This window comes from Roseofilum sp., assembly GCF_982964205.1.
Genome location: NZ_CEZBFX010000057.1, coordinates 13,576 through 30,086 on the forward strand (window position 1 = coordinate 13,576; position 16,511 = coordinate 30,086).

The 16,511-nt window shown below is 46.1% G+C and carries 12 protein-coding genes; 3 read left to right on the forward strand and 9 right to left on the reverse strand.

Annotated elements, in window-relative coordinates:
* Positions 1 to 55 precede the first annotated feature (55 nt).
* Positions 56 to 970, forward strand: a complete 915-nt coding sequence (locus AC3A14_RS14715; RefSeq protein ID WP_318734545.1) for a phosphatidate cytidylyltransferase — start codon at positions 56 to 58, stop codon at positions 968 to 970.
* On the opposite strand, the gene AC3A14_RS14720 is transcribed toward AC3A14_RS14715, so the two are convergent.
* Both AC3A14_RS14720 and AC3A14_RS14725 read right to left on the reverse strand, forming a co-directional pair.
* Positions 967 to 1,686 (reverse strand): LmeA family phospholipid-binding protein, encoded by a 720-nt coding sequence (locus AC3A14_RS14720; protein ID WP_318734543.1) that lies wholly within the window; start codon positions 1,684 to 1,686, stop codon positions 967 to 969. The two genes, AC3A14_RS14715 and AC3A14_RS14720, sit on opposite strands and share 4 nt — an antisense overlap.
* A gap of 178 nt (positions 1,687 to 1,864) precedes the next feature.
* Entirely contained in the window at positions 1,865 to 2,014 is a 150-nt protein-coding gene (locus AC3A14_RS14725; protein ID WP_318736329.1) for a hypothetical protein, read from the reverse strand.
* A gap of 178 nt (positions 2,015 to 2,192) precedes the next feature.
* Here AC3A14_RS14725 and shc point away from each other — a divergent pair, with 178 nt between their 5' ends.
* Positions 2,193 to 4,160 (forward strand): squalene--hopene cyclase, encoded by a 1,968-nt coding sequence (gene shc, locus AC3A14_RS14730; RefSeq protein ID WP_318735148.1) that lies wholly within the window; start codon positions 2,193 to 2,195, stop codon positions 4,158 to 4,160.
* A gap of 22 nt (positions 4,161 to 4,182) precedes the next feature.
* The gene (gene hpxO, locus AC3A14_RS14735) at positions 4,183 to 5,346 is read left to right on the forward strand and encodes an FAD-dependent urate hydroxylase HpxO (RefSeq protein ID WP_318735150.1); all 1,164 of its coding nucleotides are present in this window, start codon (positions 4,183 to 4,185) and stop codon (positions 5,344 to 5,346) included.
* A gap of 15 nt (positions 5,347 to 5,361) precedes the next feature.
* On the opposite strand, the gene AC3A14_RS14740 is transcribed toward hpxO, so the two are convergent.
* The 7 genes from AC3A14_RS14740 to AC3A14_RS14770 all read right to left on the reverse strand — a co-directional run bounded on the left by AC3A14_RS14740 (position 5,362) and on the right by AC3A14_RS14770 (position 16,268).
* Positions 5,362 to 5,673, reverse strand: a complete 312-nt coding sequence (locus AC3A14_RS14740) for a DUF1830 domain-containing protein (protein ID WP_318702066.1) — start codon at positions 5,671 to 5,673, stop codon at positions 5,362 to 5,364.
* A gap of 662 nt (positions 5,674 to 6,335) precedes the next feature.
* Entirely contained in the window at positions 6,336 to 6,722 is a 387-nt protein-coding gene (locus tag AC3A14_RS14745) for a response regulator (protein ID WP_318702067.1), read from the reverse strand.
* Between the two features lie 3 nt (positions 6,723 to 6,725).
* Positions 6,726 to 12,128 carry a PAS domain S-box protein gene (locus tag AC3A14_RS14750; RefSeq protein WP_318735155.1) on the reverse strand — a complete coding sequence of 1,801 codons (5,403 nt, stop codon included), beginning with the start codon at positions 12,126 to 12,128 and terminating at the stop codon, positions 6,726 to 6,728.
* A 64-nt stretch (positions 12,129 to 12,192) separates the two neighbouring features.
* The gene (locus AC3A14_RS14755) at positions 12,193 to 14,043 is read right to left on the reverse strand and encodes a response regulator (protein ID WP_318702070.1); all 1,851 of its coding nucleotides are present in this window, start codon (positions 14,041 to 14,043) and stop codon (positions 12,193 to 12,195) included.
* Positions 14,044 to 14,549: 506 nt separating this feature from the next.
* Complete coding sequence (mgsA, locus tag AC3A14_RS14760) at positions 14,550 to 15,845, reverse strand: methylglyoxal synthase (RefSeq protein WP_318735157.1); 1,296 nt, start codon at positions 15,843 to 15,845, stop codon at positions 14,550 to 14,552.
* Between the two features lie 22 nt (positions 15,846 to 15,867).
* Complete coding sequence (locus AC3A14_RS14765) at positions 15,868 to 16,146, reverse strand: hypothetical protein (protein ID WP_318735160.1); 279 nt, start codon at positions 16,144 to 16,146, stop codon at positions 15,868 to 15,870.
* Positions 16,134 to 16,268, reverse strand: coding sequence for a hypothetical protein (locus tag AC3A14_RS14770; RefSeq protein WP_318735162.1), 135 nt, complete (start codon positions 16,266 to 16,268; stop codon positions 16,134 to 16,136). The genes AC3A14_RS14765 and AC3A14_RS14770 overlap by 13 nt, the downstream gene beginning before the upstream one ends.
* Positions 16,269 to 16,511 lie beyond the last annotated feature (243 nt).

Sequence of the window (16,511 nt, forward strand, 5' to 3'; positions counted from 1 at the left end):
TGGCGTATAGATTATAATGTCCTAAAGGATTTCTTAAATCTTCTTAACCTTGCTAATGTCCGGAAACTCTTCATTATCTCCTCAACACCCCAATTCTACATTCCCTTGGACTCGTGTAATCACGGGTTTAGTGGCCATTCCCATTGCCCTATCGGTCACATTCTTGGGGGGCTGGTATTTTACTCTGGGATTTGGGATTATCGTTTATCTCGGTCAATGGGAATATTTTCAAATGGTGCGGGCGAAGGGCATTCTCCCAGCCGCCAAGACTACTGTGGTCATTACCCAGATTTTGTTGGTCATCTGTACGATTTCGTCTTCTTTAGCCGATGCAGTTGTACCGGTTGCCGGTACGTTGATTTGTTTTTATTTACTCTTTCAACCGAAGTTAGCGACGATCGCCGATATTGCCTCTTCTATTTTAGGCTTATTCTATTGTGGCTATTTGCCCAGTTATTGGGTCAGGTTGCGCTCCATGGGCGAAACCTCTAGTTTGCAATGGAGTTTAGCCCTTCCCAATCATTGGCCTGCTTGGCAGGAGGTGCCCATGGGCTTTAAGTTAACCCTATTGTCGTTCGTCTGTATCTGGGCTGCCGATATTGGCGCTTATGCGTTTGGGAAGTTATGGGGGCGCACTCGACTCTCGCAAATTAGCCCTAAAAAGACTGTTGAAGGAGCTGTTTGTGGGGTGATTGGTAGTATCATTGTGGCTATGGGTGGGGCATATTTCCTCCATTGGCCCTACTGGGAATTCACTGGGTTAACCTTGGGTTTAATGATTGGTATTGCCAGCTTGCTTGGTGATTTAACTGAGTCGATGATGAAACGGGATGCGGGAATTAAGAATTCTGGCGAGCTACTTCCTGGTCATGGTGGCATTCTGGATCGGGCCGATAGTTATGTATTTACTGCGCCTTTAGTGTATTATTTTGTTACTTTGCTTTTGCCCCTGTTGTCCCCAGGGAGTTAGGGAAGAACGGTAATTTGACCCATACAGAAAACTTTTTCGGGACTGAGGTAGAGCTGTTGAAGGGCAACCTCAGTCCCTAACTCTATTTCTAGACTATTTAATGGATTAGGAAATAGTCCATCTGGAGCTTGAATGGTTAGGGGATGAAAGCGCAGTAGATGGCCTTCAACCAGTTCTAGAGAGCTATCTATATTCAGACTAGCTTGAAGATCGTCGGGTTGGGGCCAGGTAGCACTGAGAGTCAGTTGGCTACAGCCGAGGATGATGCTGTGCCACTGGGGTACAGACGTGGCTAGAAGGCGCTCTCCATCTGCTCCACTCGCCTTGAGGAGTTCTCGCAACAATTCAGTGAGTCCTTGGGAGAGCAAACCGTCAGGAATCAGAGAGTTCCGCAGTTCTTGGGCCGTAATTTGCAGTTGTCCCGTGACGAGGATGGGTTCGAGCAAACGTAGGGGTTTGCGCCGCAGAACTTGGGGTAAGTTGGTGTGAATGGTTTGAGCTTCGAGATCGATTTGACTGAGATGGAGTCCTTGGTAGGTGGCTTGACTGGCTTGGACGGCAACGTGGGGAATGAGACCTGATAGAATTTGGCGATCGCCGGCATCAATACTCAGATGCAAATCTTGGATATCTTCAGCTTGGGATTTGAGCCACAGTTGTAAGGCAGGAGAAAGTACCCGACTAATAAGACCGTGTTTACTGGTTGGAGAAGTCATATCCATTAAAAATCAAAATGGGTAGCCAATTCTAGCCTAAATATAACCTTTCCTGGCTCCTTTTTCGATTAGAAAGCTTTCTAATTCCTCAGATATTCCTGGATTATTAATAAACTTTGCACCGTTTACCTCCATAGTTTGGTCATACTTAACCTCTGTCAAGTCAGTACCTATAAGCTTAGTATTCGTTATCCCTTTTTGGAGATTCATTCTCAGTATTATTTTCTCCTCTCGTTTCGGGGGATGAAACAGCTTGGGTTTCATCAAGATTATGCTCTTGAATCGTTGGAGAAGTTTGTGCCTGGGGGTTGGGTGCTGAATGAGTCATGATAGTTAAAATGATTTTTATGAAGAGAACAGAAAATCAAACTACCGATCGCACGGATGTGCTTTAGTTTAGCATACCCAAAACCAGTATCGTGTAACAATTTATGACTTCGATTTTAGTTTTGTGAATCAGCAGCAGTTGCGGTAGAATGACTCTGCGATCGCCATACTCAATGCCCATGTCAAGCCAAACAGCTATCAATTCCAAGCCTTCTGTTACCCTCGAAGAGGCAATTAGAAACAGTCAAACCTATCTCCTTTCTCAACAATATCCCCAAGGGTACTGGTGGGCGGAACTCGAATCGAATATTACCATCACCGCAGAGATGGTCATGTTGCATAAAATTTGGGGAACAGACAAAACCCGGCCGCTGCATAAAACTGAAGCTTATCTGCGATCGCAACAACGAGACCATGGCGGCTGGGAACTATATTATGGAGATGGGGGCGACCTAAGTACCTCCGTCGAAGCATACATGGCGCTCAGACTGCTTGGTGTACCTGCATCTGACCCCGCATTGCAAAAAGCCAAAACCCTAATTCTGCAAAAGGGAGGCATCAGCAAAAGCCGCATTTTTACTAAGATTCATCTGGCCCTATTGGGATGTTATGACTGGCGCGGCGTGCCATCTATTCCCCCCTGGGTGATGCTCTTGCCCAATGAATTTTGGTTCAATATCTATGAACTGTCCAGTTGGGCTAGAAGTAGCACCGTTCCTCTAATTATTGTATGCGATCGCCGCCCCGTCTATCGCATTACCCCCGACTTTAACCTGAATGAACTCTACAGCGAAGGTATCCACAACGTCCGCTATGAACTCCCCCAAAACCAAGATTGGACCGATATCTTTGTCTGGTTTGACCAAGGATTTAAACTCGCAGAAGAATTAGATTGGGTGCCCTTTCGTCAGGAAGGACTCCAAGCCGCCGAGCGCTGGGTATTAGAGCGCCAAGAACCCAGTGGAGACTGGGGTGGCATTATTCCCGCCATGCTCAACTCCATGCTCGCCCTCCACTGTCTAGGGTACAGCCTCCGCGACCCCTTTGTGCAACAGGGATTAGCCGCCGTAGACCGATTTTGTATCGAAACCGAAGACATCTATAGCACCCAAGCCTGTGTTTCCCCCGTTTGGGATACCATTTGGGTATTACGCGCCCTGGTAGAATCGGGATTAGCACCTAACCATCCCGCACTTGTTAAAGGAGGAGAATGGTTACTCGATAAACAGGTGTTAGCCTATGGAGATTGGGCTATTAAAAACAGAGTCGGTAAACCCGGCGGTTGGTCATTCGAGTTTGACAACCAATTTTACCCCGATCTCGACGATGCGGCCGCAGCAGTCATGAGTTTAATCGGGTTAGAGCTACCCGACGAAGAAAAAAAATGGGGCGCGATCGCCCGTTGTGTAAACTGGATTATGACCATGCAATGTCAGGGTGGTGGATGGGCAGCCTTTGACATCGATAACGATCAAGATTGGTTAAATAGTCTCCCCTACGCAGACCTCAAAGCCATGATTGATCCCAACACCGCCGATGTCACCGCCAGAGTCCTAGAAATGCTCGGCGAATTAAAACCCCATTCTGAGCAGCTCTCAACACAGTTCACTGAGCAAAGTCGAAGTGAGCGCACCCGCAAAGCCTTAACCTATCTCCAACAAGAACAAGAACCCGAAGGCTGTTGGTTTGGCCGTTGGGGCGTAAACTACATTTATGGAACCAGTGGCGTACTTTCTGCCCTCGCCCTCATTGCTCCAGATAACCATAAAACCCACATTACCAAAGCCGCCAACTGGCTCATTTCCTGCCAAAATGCCGATGGAGGATGGGGCGAAACCTGCCGCAGTTATCATGACCCCAGCTTAAAAGGCATCGGCACTAGCACCCCCTCCCAAACAGCTTGGGCATTAATCGGATTATTAGCGGCCGGAGAAGCCACGGGAACCTTTCCCTGGGATACCTTAGAATGGGGAATTAACTATTTACTCTCCTCCCAACTGCCCAATGGACAATGGGAAGAAGCCGAATTTACCGGAACCGGTTTCCCCTGCCACTTCTATATCAAATACCACTTTTACGCCCAATATTTTCCCTTAATTGCCCTGAGTCGATATCGTGCGCTACGCGCTGGTAATGGGCAGGGTTAATGATTAATGGTGAATTAATATTATGTACGATCTCAAAGCAATTATTATCGGCGGAGGAATCGGTGGATTAACTACCGGAATTGCCCTCAAAAAAGCCGGATATGAAATTGAAATCTATGATAGGGTGCGAGAATTTTGCCCAGCCGGTGCAGGAATTTCCTTATGGTCAAATGGGATTAAGGTTCTCAATTCATTAGGGTTGGCAGAAGAGATGATCAAAATTGGTGGAAGGATGAATCGGATGGAGTATCGCTCCCACCAGGATACCCTATTCAATGCCATTGATTTACATCCCTTAATTGCCCAAGTGGGACAGCGCCCCTATCCCGTTTCCCGGACAGAGTTACAAGCGTTATTATTGCAAACTGTAGGAGAAGAAAATGTAACGCTCAATTGTAACTGTGTGAGTGTTGCTGAAGATGAAAATGGCGTAACTGCCAGTTTTGAAGATGGCAGAACCACTCGTGGAGATCTGTTAATTGCTGCTGATGGGATTCACTCCATGATTCGTCCGCTGGTGACAGGAGAGAGCAGTGAGCCTCGATATGCAGGATATGTAAATTGGAATGGTATAGTCGAGGCAGAAGCACAAGAAATCGATCCAGATTGCTGGGTAATTTATGTAGGAGAAGGTAAACGCGCTTCCCTGATGCCGATAGGAGGAGAGCGGTTTTATTTTTTCTTTGGTTGTCCCATGGAAAAAGGGACAGGGGTTACACCGGAAAATCGCCAACAGGAATTGGCAGATATTTTCCGAGGATGGGCAAATCCGGTACAAACTTTAATTCAAACCCTGAATCCTTTAGCCACAAATCGCTTAGAGATTCATGACCTAAATCCCTTAAAGACTTTAGTTAAAGGACGGATTGCTCTACTTGGAGATGCGGGACATGCAACCACCCCGACTTTAGGTCAAGGGGGTTGTCAAGCGATGGAGGATGCGGCAGTTTTATGTCGCTATTTAGTCACCACTAATATCAGTGTTGCGGATGCTTTAAAACGCTATGAAGTCGCCCGCAAAACTCGGACAGCAGAATTAGTTTTGAAGGCAAGAAAGCGCACGGATACTATTTATGGAAAGGAGATGACGGTGACTCGAAACTGGTATGATTCTTTGAGTCAAGAATCGGCAAGCGATGTCATTAATGCCCTGGCAAAAGTGATTTTAGGCGGGCCTTTTAACTAAAAACAATCAATTATTTTAAGCACTACGATTAATTGAAACCACTTTTAAGCTAGATTTCCCAACCGGTTCTGACTCTAACCCATATCGGACTCGAATTTGATCGCACGGAATAATTTCTACCCTGTGATAGTCACTGGTGAATTGATAGTGAATTTGGAGTTGGGCCATTTCTGGAGCTTCAAAAACCAATCGTTCTTCTGGATCAACGAGCCGTTCAAAGTACCAATTTTCTGCGTTATCGATTTTTAAGATTTGAACGGAATGACTGTCGTTTTTGTAGTAACACAACATCCAGTTTTTTCTATCCAAGGTTTGGGGATATAACATTGATGAATCCTCCTTAGTGAAACAATAGTAAAACAATAAACAAGTCGTTTGGATTTATGCACTCACAACCAACATGTTTTGATGTTTCTCCCCGATCCACTCCTCAATCAAGGGAGAAGTGAATGAGAGATCGATCTCGAAGGGGCAACTCAAACCAACGGGCATTTCTTGATGACAGTGAGTACAATACCAATACATTCCTGTAGATCGAATATGTCTGAGTAATGGGTAGGAGCAACAAGGACAATTGATTTCTAACATGAGGTCTTCTCCTCTGGGGTAATTCAAGGATCAACAATGAGATGAGGGGATAGATAATCGCACAACTGTAAAGCTAAGGGAGGCTCACTGGTGGAAATGAAGTTAAAGGCTTTCAATTCTGAAATGTTATGGAGCAACTTCTGAAGCTCTCCAGTTTGTTCAATGAGTAGAATTTTAGGATGCATCACTCTCTTAACTCCACAATCTATCGCCCATCAGTGTTTAGACCTCTGATTTGATCCATGCTCCAAAACTTTAAGAGACAAATGTGAGGATTTTGTGATTCTGTTTGTACAGGGGATAAAACTTAACAATTCTTCAGATAGTTAGGGGGATGGGGAGGCGCAGGGATGGGAAGAAGATTGTATGGCTCTCGACTGCTGACTGCCTAGTACCGAGGGCTATATTTCTGACCAATTGAGAAGCGAACAAATTTGTTGCACTAACCCCATGGCATCAAAGGGTTTAGTAATCACCCCAGTAACCCCTAAATCTTCAATAAACTGCTGTTTTTCACTATTTTTGGCCTTGGCTGTGAGGAGAATGGTGGGAATGTTTTGGGTCAAGGGATTGGCTTGTAGGGCTTGATAGGTGGCCTTACCATCCATACCGGGCATCATCATATCTAAAAGAATGGCATCCGGCTGTTGAGAAGCGGCCTGTTCTATGCCCTCTTGACCTGACGAAGCGGGTATTACGTCCCATCCTGCTGCTGCTTCGAGGGAAATCTGAATAATTTCTCGTACGCCATCATCATCATCAATGACTACAATCCGTTTGTTGGCCATGATTTATCCCTCTCTTTGGCTATAGATGGATAGGCAAAGCGAAAACCGACTCCCTTGGTTTAATTGGCTTTCTACCCAAATCCGTCCTCCATGTTGCTCCACAATACTGCGGCAGATGGCTAGACCTAAACCCGTGCCTCCCTTACGACGGGAATCAGAAGCATCGACTTGATGGAAACGCTCAAAAATGGACTCCAATTTATCTTCTGGAATTCCTCGCCCCCAATCTTCGATGGTAAAGATGAGGTGGGGGGAGTCCCAACAGGGGGAATACGGCAGGCTGCAATAAGGCTGGCGATCGCCGATCCGATCGCTAGGAGAGCCAAGGATGGCTGTTAACCTAACCTGACTTCCTGGATCGGAAAACTTAATCGCATTGCTTAACAAATTGGTTAGCACTTGTAACATACGGTCTAAATCCGCATAAAACTCTATGCCTGAAGTCTGTTCTGAAACCACAAGGGTCACTCTAGCGCGGCTGGCCATCACCTGCATTTGCTCTACAGCGAGCCGTAATAATTCGTTGACAGCGATCGCCTGTTTTTGTAAACGAATCTTGCCAGACTCTAGGCGCTCTAATTCCAGGATATCATTGACCAATCTCACTAAACGCTCTGCACTTTCAGCCGCAATATCGATCACATGCTTTCCTTTGGCGGAACTTGGATCGACTAAGCCAGTGGATAATAAATTTAACCCTCCATGAATGGAGGTTAAGGGGGTACGCAATTCATGGCTCACTACGGAAATAAATTCATCTTTCATCCGTTCAATAGCGTAACGTTCGGTAATATCTTCACCAATACTCATGGTCCCGATCTCCTCTCCCTGGGCATTATGGAGTTGGGTGTTATTCCAGGCGATCTTTTTCTCTTCCCCAGACTGGGTCAGCAAAGTATGTTGATAATGGGGATTCCCTTCGGGAGTTAGCATCGCTTGGAAAGCACGGCGTACTTTGGAACAAGCATGGGCTGGAATCAGGGTGTCAAACCAATTTTTGCCGATGATTTCCGAGGCTTTATAGCCCGTTAATTCGGCAAAAAAAGGATTAACATATTCAATGTTTCCCTGGCGATCGAGTCCCACAACCAACAAGCGTACATTTTCCAGTAGGGTTCGCCATCGGCGTTCCGCTTCCTCCAGAATCGCCTTACTTTGTTTTTGGGCGGTAATATCCTGCATCACCACCATGCCAGCAAAAATCTGGCCCTGTTCATTTCTGAGGGGATTAGCGCGATAGTGGTAAGTTCGTTCTTGATAGGTGATTTCTGTGGCCACGGTTTGCCCTACTAAGGCAGAATGATAGATAAATTCGGTGTTTTGCAAGAGGTCAGCCGGCAGGACTTGGTTAATTAATTGACCTTCTAGGCGATCGCCGTCCAATCCCATAGCGGCTAATCCAACTCCGTCAGCAATGGTATAGCGGAACTGTCGATCGAACAGGAATACCGCCCCTTGGGGAAAATTCTGCACGAGGGTGCGATATTGTTTGTGGGAGTTACGAAGTTGAGTTTCCGTCCGTTGTCTTTGTTCGAGTTCCTCTCGCAACCGGTGATTGGCTGAGGCTAGTTCAGCCGTCCGTTGGGCGACTCGGACTTCTAGATGTTCATTCGTACTACGCAGGAGTTCTTCCGTTTCTTTACGGGTGGTGATATCTTTGGCAATTCCGGCTCGCCGATACACCTTGCCGTTGGCATCAAAAATGGGAAAGCCTCGATCCCAAATCCAGCGAAGGTTGCCATTGGGTTGCCTGATGCGATATTCGAGATCGAAAGTATAGGAAGATTGGAGAATGGCGCTAATCCTGGGGCGATCTCTCGGATGTATGGCTTCTACAAACGACTGGGGCCGTTCATAGAGGCTCTGTTGAGTGCGTCCCCAAATCCTTTCATAGGCGGGACTCACATAGAGTATTTGGTCGAGGCTCGCCGTGGTCATCCAGAACACATCATCCGTATTTTCAGTCAGTTGGCGGAACTTTTCCTCACTCTCAGCGTGAGCGTGATGGGTTCTCAGAGCTATAATCCCATAGGTGATATCTTCACTTAATTCGCACAGAAGCTGAAGTTCAGAGGCATCAAAGGCATCGGGTTGGCTAGAGTACAGGTTGAGGACAGCAAATACGCCTTGGTCAGTTTTCAGGGGAAGGGCAATGGAGGAACGATAGCCCCGTTGCTTGGCTTGGGTTCGCCAAGGAGTATAGTGAGGATTGGTAAGAATGTTTTGGAACGCACAAAGTTGACCGGTACGGGCAGCTGTTCCGGTAGGGCCTCGGCCTCGTTCAGTATCAGCCCAAGTGATGTGGAGCTGGTCAAGATATCCCTCTTCATACCCAGCTTTGGCCATGGGGGTAATGCTTTTTTCGGTATCCTGTTGTACATAGCCAATCCAAGCGAGGCGATATCCCCCCAGGTTCACGAGGATGTCACAGATATTCTGGAGTAGGTCAGTTTCGTAGGTGGAACGGACGATAATGCTCCGCATCGCTGACACGATCGCCTGGTTACAGTTGCTGAGGGTATGGAGAGCGCGGTTGAGGCGATGGAGTTCGGCTTCATTGCTTTTGCGATCGCTAATATCTGTGTAATGTTCGATGCGACCCCCTGTGTATAGACCGGATTCAATGGGTTGACTCAAGTGTTCTAACCATCGTTCTTGACGGTCGGAAGCTGGGAGAATATGGCATTCAAAGTTCTTGGTATAGGTGTTATGGTCGTAGGTGGCTAAGACTGTATCTTTGAACTGTTGAGGATCGGCAAAGAAGTATTGAATGCGATCGCGAATTAGCTCTCGTTTATCCCGGCCGATAATCTCTTCCCGATGAATTCCAAAAAAGTTTTCTAGGGTTTGGTTCACCCAAACCACCTTAAAGTTGGCATCCAGGATAAAAATACCGACGGCGGATTTATCTAGCACATCATTGGTGAGGGAACTGTAGCGAGCCTCACTTTCTCGTAGGGCAGCCTCCGCTTGTTTGCGATCGGTAATGTCTTCGGAAATACAAAGTAAATATTCTGGCTCATACTCTTCTCCATAAATGGGCACTTTTATGGTATGTAAAATTCGCTGGCCGAGAGGATAACTATCGACCCGTTCTTCCAGGATTTCTTCTGGTTCTCCTCGGGCTAAAACTTCTCGATCTTTACAGACAAATCCATCGGCTTGTTCCCAGGGAAACCAATCATAATCTGTGCTACCTACGGCTTGCTCTGCCGTTAACCCAAAAATTCGCTCGCAGGTTTTATTCCATAACTTAAACTGTCCAAATTTGTCCGGTCTGCCTTCTTTGACAAATACGGCAACCGGTAAATAGTCAATAATAGTCTGTAAGAAATTTTGCGTTTGCTGTAGCTCTTGTTCTGCTTGCTTGCGATCGCTAATATCTGTGTGAGAACCCACCATCCTCAGCACATTTCCGGCTTCATCCCACAAGGCTCTGCCCCGGTCTAAAATCCATTTATAACTGCCATCTTTACACTGTAATCGATGCTCGTGCATATAAAAAGGCGTTTCCTGATTAAAATGCTTGCGAATCGCTCGCACTGCCCAGGGAAAATCATCGGGATGGATTCGCTCTGTCCATTCTTCTAGATCATTACTAATTTCTCCGTCAGAATAGCCTAACATTTCTTTCCAGCGAGGTGAGAAAAAGACTTGATTCGTTTGTACATTCCAATCCCAAATGCCATCATGATTGCCTTGAATCGCCAGTTGCCATCGTTCTTCACTCTGTCTGAGGGATTCTTCAACTTGTTGGCGATCGCTAATATCAATAACTTGCGAAATCAGATGCAAGGGGTCACCATTATCGTCATAAATTAAGGCAACTTTGAACAGAGTATAGACGATTTCTTTAGATTTGTTGATTAATCTTTTTTCTATGGTATAGTGATCGATTTTCCGATCGATCAGTTGCTGATAGAGCGCTTGATCGATATGCAGATCGTCGGGATGAATAAAGTAGCGAATGGGCAATTTCTTCAGTTCGGCAAAGCTATACCCTAATAAATTCAGATAGGCTTGATTGAGTTGAACAGCCGTACCATCTAAATTATTTAAGCTCATGCCAATGGGAGACTGTTCAAAGGTGATGCGGAAATGGGCTTCACTTTGGCGCAAAGCCGTTTCAGCTTTGTGGCGATCGCTCACATCTTGCACTAAGGACAGAATCGAGAGCACGTTCCCTTCGCGATCGCGCAGAACGGAATGATACCATTGGCAATAAATGACCTGTCCTGTTTTGGTTAAATTCCGATAGCTACAAATCTGGCGATCCTGACTGCCATCAATGAGGCTAAAAACAGACTCCTTAAACTCTTCTAAATCTGGATCAAAGATAAACGGAAATTGAGACCAATGTTGTCCTTGCACTTCAGCAAAATCCCAGCCTAAAATATGCTCGGCTTGGGGAGACCATTGACTGACCCGGAATTCATGATTCCATTCAATCACCGCTAGGGGAGAATTTTCAAAATGAAAGGTCAGTTTTTGTGCCACAACCTGCATTTTTTTCAGGATTTCAGATTGATTAATAGCAATCCCCACTTGATTGCCTAACTGATTGATAAAATCTATTTCCCAGGATTGCCAGTCCCGGGGATGGGAACATTGATGCAGGACAATAAAGCCCCAGAGCTTATCTTGACTAATAATCGGAATTACCAAATTCGATTGAACTTGAAAATAATCCAATAAATCTCGATAGCAGGAATCTTTACAGAGTGTTTCAATCTGACTTAATTGACCGATTCGACCTTGGAGATAGTGGAATTCATAAGCTCGGAAACAAGGGTCATAAATTTTATGCCCTAATAAAGCAATCCATCCAGGAACAACCGATTCTTGAATCACGAGTGCCGAGCCATCTTTTTGGAGTTGTAAAATTAAGGCTCGGTCAGTTTGTAATAATTTACAGACTTCGGTCGTCGTAACTTCTAAAATCTCCTCTACATCTAAAGACTGACGGATTTTTAGGGTAATCTCGGCCAGCAGAGAAGGCCAACTTGGAGGAGGAGAGAGGGAGGCGTGGGGTTGTGCAACCCAAAGAACGGTATTGTCAGCGTAAGGATAAATTTGAGCTTGAAAAGAGCGGGTAAGTTGGTTGGTGTGGGTTAACTGATATTGAAACGATTGGGGGGTTTGAGTGGCGATCGCCTTTTCCATAGCGCATAAATAGCCCTCTCTGGATAATTCTTGTACCGTCAGTTGCACCCAATCCGCCTGTATATCGGTGGGAATCACTTTAATCTGATGGCGATCGAGATCGATAATGAGCATCAGATGTTGCAGGACAGACAAAGCCTGATGGATTTCGGCATCAGTTGCCAGTTGAGTCCTAAACCGCTCTGATGCTTGAGTGCGGTTCTCTCCTTCTAAGGAATTGCATCGATAATTGGGAAATACCATATCCGATCGCCTGATAAGGGCTAGACACCCGAATCTTTTTATTGTATCTCTGTTCACGGGTGGGTTAGTTGCGGTGCAAACATTGCTGAACCAATAGAGGTGAACAGCCCTTCGACCCTACTTTTCGGCGCTCTAACCGGTTGAGAATGCGAGCAATTAACTCAGGTTCTACAATCGGTTTTTGGATATAATCATCAGCTCCCGCGAGAAAGACCTGTTGAATCGTTTCAGAATCTTGATGACTCGATAAAAACAACACTGGAAGCGCCATCCATTGGGGGTCATTCCGCAGCACTTGACACAGATCAATTCCCGTCACTTCAGGCATTTCAATATCCAGCAGCACTAAATCAGGTTGGATGTGTTGTAGGATTTGCCAAAAGGCTTGGGGATGCTCAAGAGAAGTAATCTCAAAACCCCAAGGTGTGAGGATGTCTTCCAAATAAGCCAACAGTTGGCAGTCATCATCGACAATGAGTAATTGGGGCGATTGGGTTTGATCTCCTTTTAAAAAGGGACGTACCGAAGCGATCGCCTCCTGTGCCAGAATTGGTTTTTGTAGAAACCCTTGACCTCCTGCTCTAGCTACCGCTACGCGATCGTTCAGGGTATTTTGCTCGGTCATAACCACCACCGGAATGGGAGGTTGAGCAGTAGAGAGGGACGTAATCCATTCTAAAACTTGAGTAGGGGAAGTTTCCGGTAGAGATAACTCCAATAAAATCAGATCCGGTCGCTGTTGCTGCATTTGCTCTTTCCCCTCTGATAGGGTAGACACCATTTTCAGATTGAGGTGAGCGCGGATCGCTTGTTCTTTAAGAGCTTGAGCAAAAATAGGGTCAGGTTCGATCGTCAGAATATGGGGCAAGGGAATCTCTGGTGGGGGGGGAGGAGTCTGTTTTTCTGGACTATTCTGGGTGAGACCTTGATGTAATTCCTCGATTTGAGGCGCTATGGTATCTCGGAGCGTTGTTCGATCTTGAGCGGTTTTCAGGCTATGCTCGATTTGCCGGGCTACCTCAGAAAGCCGAATGAGACCGAAGCTACCCAAGGAACCCGCCAGGGTATGGGATTCTCGAATGGCATCGTGTAAGGAATCCGGATTGAGGAAACCAGTCGGTATATGGTCTAGGGTCGTTTGGATGACTTTGAGGCGATCGCAATATTGATGCTGATACCGCTCCCAAATAGAGAGAAAAGCGGGAGGAATGCCAGAGCTTTGGGTGGTAGAGGACTCTTGACTTCTAGCCTTGAGGCGATAACCTAAACCATACACCGTCTCAATTAAATCGTTCGCAGTACCCGCTTTTTTTAGTTTTTGGCGTAAACTTTTGATATGGGTGCGTACCGCATTTTCGGACGGGGGGTCATCAAAACACCACAAATGATCGAGGATTGCACTTTGACTAAAAATACGTTCCGGATGACGCAAAAAGAGTTCCAGCAATTCATATTCCTTTGCTGTCAGTTTGAGTTGATTTTGCCCATACATAACTTGGCATTTACCGGGATCGAGACGTAACTTACCCCAGGTGAGAATCGGGAGTCGAGTATTATTTCCCCGGCGCAACAGAGCGCGAATTCGAGCTAGAAGTTCCGGTAAGTCAAACGGTTTGATGAGGTAATCATCCGCGCCTGCATCTAAACCCGTCACCTTTTGGTTGCTAGAGTCTTGAGCCGTCATTAATAAAATGGGAGTGCGATCGCCTTTTTTGCGCCGTTTCTGGCAAAATTCAATACCATTTAATTGAGGCAATCCCACATCGAGCAAAATTAAATCGTAGATAATCCCTTCCGCAAGCTGCCATCCTGAGTTCCCCTCAAAAGCCACATCCACCAAGTAATGGTGAGCAGTCAGTTCATTTTTCAACAATTCAGCTAGGGCTTCATCATCTTCGACCAATAAAATCTTCATTGCCTACTCTTCCCTCTGATGCTCTCTTATGGCTGTTGTAACTTGGGTTCCATTTCTTGGCAATAGGGAAAGATACAAAACGTACCCCTTGATTGGAAATTAAAGATTAAATTGGGATTAGTGGGCTATTTATTTTAACAACAATCAAAAATCAGTAGAGAAAATCGCTTATCAGTTATTAGATGAGATGGGCGAACGCACCCAAGAAAATATTGCCGATTGTTTAGAAATCCCTGAACATACAGCACTTTTCGATGTTATGAGGTACAGTAATCGAAATTTTCCTTGAGAGTGCCTTCCCATGAAAAGCCGGAAGAATGGGCATTATAGCGTGAAAAATGGTTTTCCTATTACCTATTACCTATTACCTATTACCTATTACCTATTACCTATTACCTATTACCTATTACCGCGCGAAGCGCTGTATTCTCCGCAATCATCGAGTTAATCCATGACTTTCGTTTCGATCAAATTAGTGACTTTGTGAGTCCGTTGTCCTCAATGGGTTAATCATTGATTCTTTGATTCGGCGGAGGTGCAAGTACTGTCAAGCTTTGGGGAATACATTCGACTTCAATGGGGGTTGTGCCAATGATTTCTCCATCTAAGACGACTTTTTGAGGGGGATGAGTGGCGACTTTAACTTTGCGCGTGCGTACTCCTAGGGTATCTTCCCGTTGAATGGGAGTTTTAGTCAGTCCAGAACCAAATAAATCAATCATGGCATCCACCGTGGCAAGTTTGGTCTCAGCCGTAATAATGACTACTTCTAATAAGCCATCATTGGGGAGGACTTGACCCATACCTTGAGCCATAACAGAGGTCGGGGGCGCAGCGTTGGCAATGGTAATGGCTCCTGCTTGGAAGGTTTTCAGCACGCCATCAACTTCCATTTCCACCTCGAAGAGTTCGTGTTCTCGAACTTGCTTCCATCCTGCAATGATATAGGCTAGGGGACCCCAACGAGTTTTGGCTTCGCGATCGGCTTTTTCAATGGCTCCAGCTTCATAACCGATACCGGCTAAGAGAATCATGGGTTGACCATTGCATAATCCTACATCCACGACGCGAGTCATTCCGGTAATGATTACATCACAAGCGGTGCGAATGGGAGTTAAGCTGGAAAGAGAAATAATGTCGAGGGCGTTGGCAAAGGCGTTGGCGGTTCCTCTGGGAATCACACCTAGGGGGATTTCTGTGCTAATTAAGGCTCCAGCAACGGCGGATACTGTGCCATCACCGCCAGAGGCGATGATCAGATCGGCTTCTTGGGCGATCGCCGCTTGGGCTAGCACTTCCGGTTCCTCATCTGGTGTAGTCATGGATACCGTCAGTTGGAAATAGGGTTCCAACAACTGCCGAATCAATAACAGGTCTTGGTGGGAGTTTCCTGCACCGGAAACGGGATTAAAGATTAAATGTGCCCGACGAGTGCGCCGCAGACTGGTAACGATCGCTTCTGCGGTGCATAAGTTGGTCGCCAACGCCACATCATGCACTTCACAAATCCGCAATAGAGCATTAATATCGGGTTCGTGGGGTTGGGCATAGAGGGGGTCAATAAGGAAAATAAGCGCTCTCACTTGACCTGTGGCAACTTGGGCGGCAATTTGGGCATCCCCCCCCATGGGCCCAGATAACATGCATTCTATGGTTAATCCGGTGGCCGAGGCGATGCGCTCCCCGGTAGTCCCGGTGGCAATCAGGGGATAGCAAGAGAGTAACTTAGTATGTTTCTGGGCAAAGTTAACGATATCGTCTTTTTTGCGATCGTGGGCAATGAGGGCAATTTTTGGGGACATGGGTAACGGGTAATGGGTAGGCTTAAGATAATGGGGAAGTGGGATTGAGTTCTTGGTGGATATTTTGGATCGGGGGATTGAGCATTTGTCGATAGGCTAACCAAGCGGCGATCGCCTCTGGATCGTTTGCTGCATTTTGGCGCAAGAACACAACTCCATCCTTAAACTCCAGAATCCCATAACTGCGCTGTTGCAATAGCGCATCAATCAGGACTACATTATAGTAAAGCAAGTGACGCTCTTGGGTAAAAGCGGATGGATCGCGTTGCAAGCGCCACAGATCGGCCACTAAATACTCCACTTGCAAGCGATCAAGGTATAATAGCGGTGCAAGGTCAGGGTGAGGCTAAAGAGGAAAAAGGCGATCGCCGCAAAAATAACCAGTCTCAGACCAGAAGACTTTGATTTGGGCACTTCAGACATGGGGAACTTGAGTTAAACTCCCTGACAAGAGACAAGAATAAACCCCATTGTATAGCACTCTCCTAGGACATTAATAGCCTTCTCTACTCGGTTGTACGCTTTTGCTTCTATCCCTCTTCTGTCACTCTTTGGGAATTAAGATAGAATAAGGATTGAGTCGAGCAACCACATAATCGGGTTGCCCGTAAAGGGTGATTGTGCAGTCCTCAAAAAATTATACAATAATGGACAAAGTGAGACATA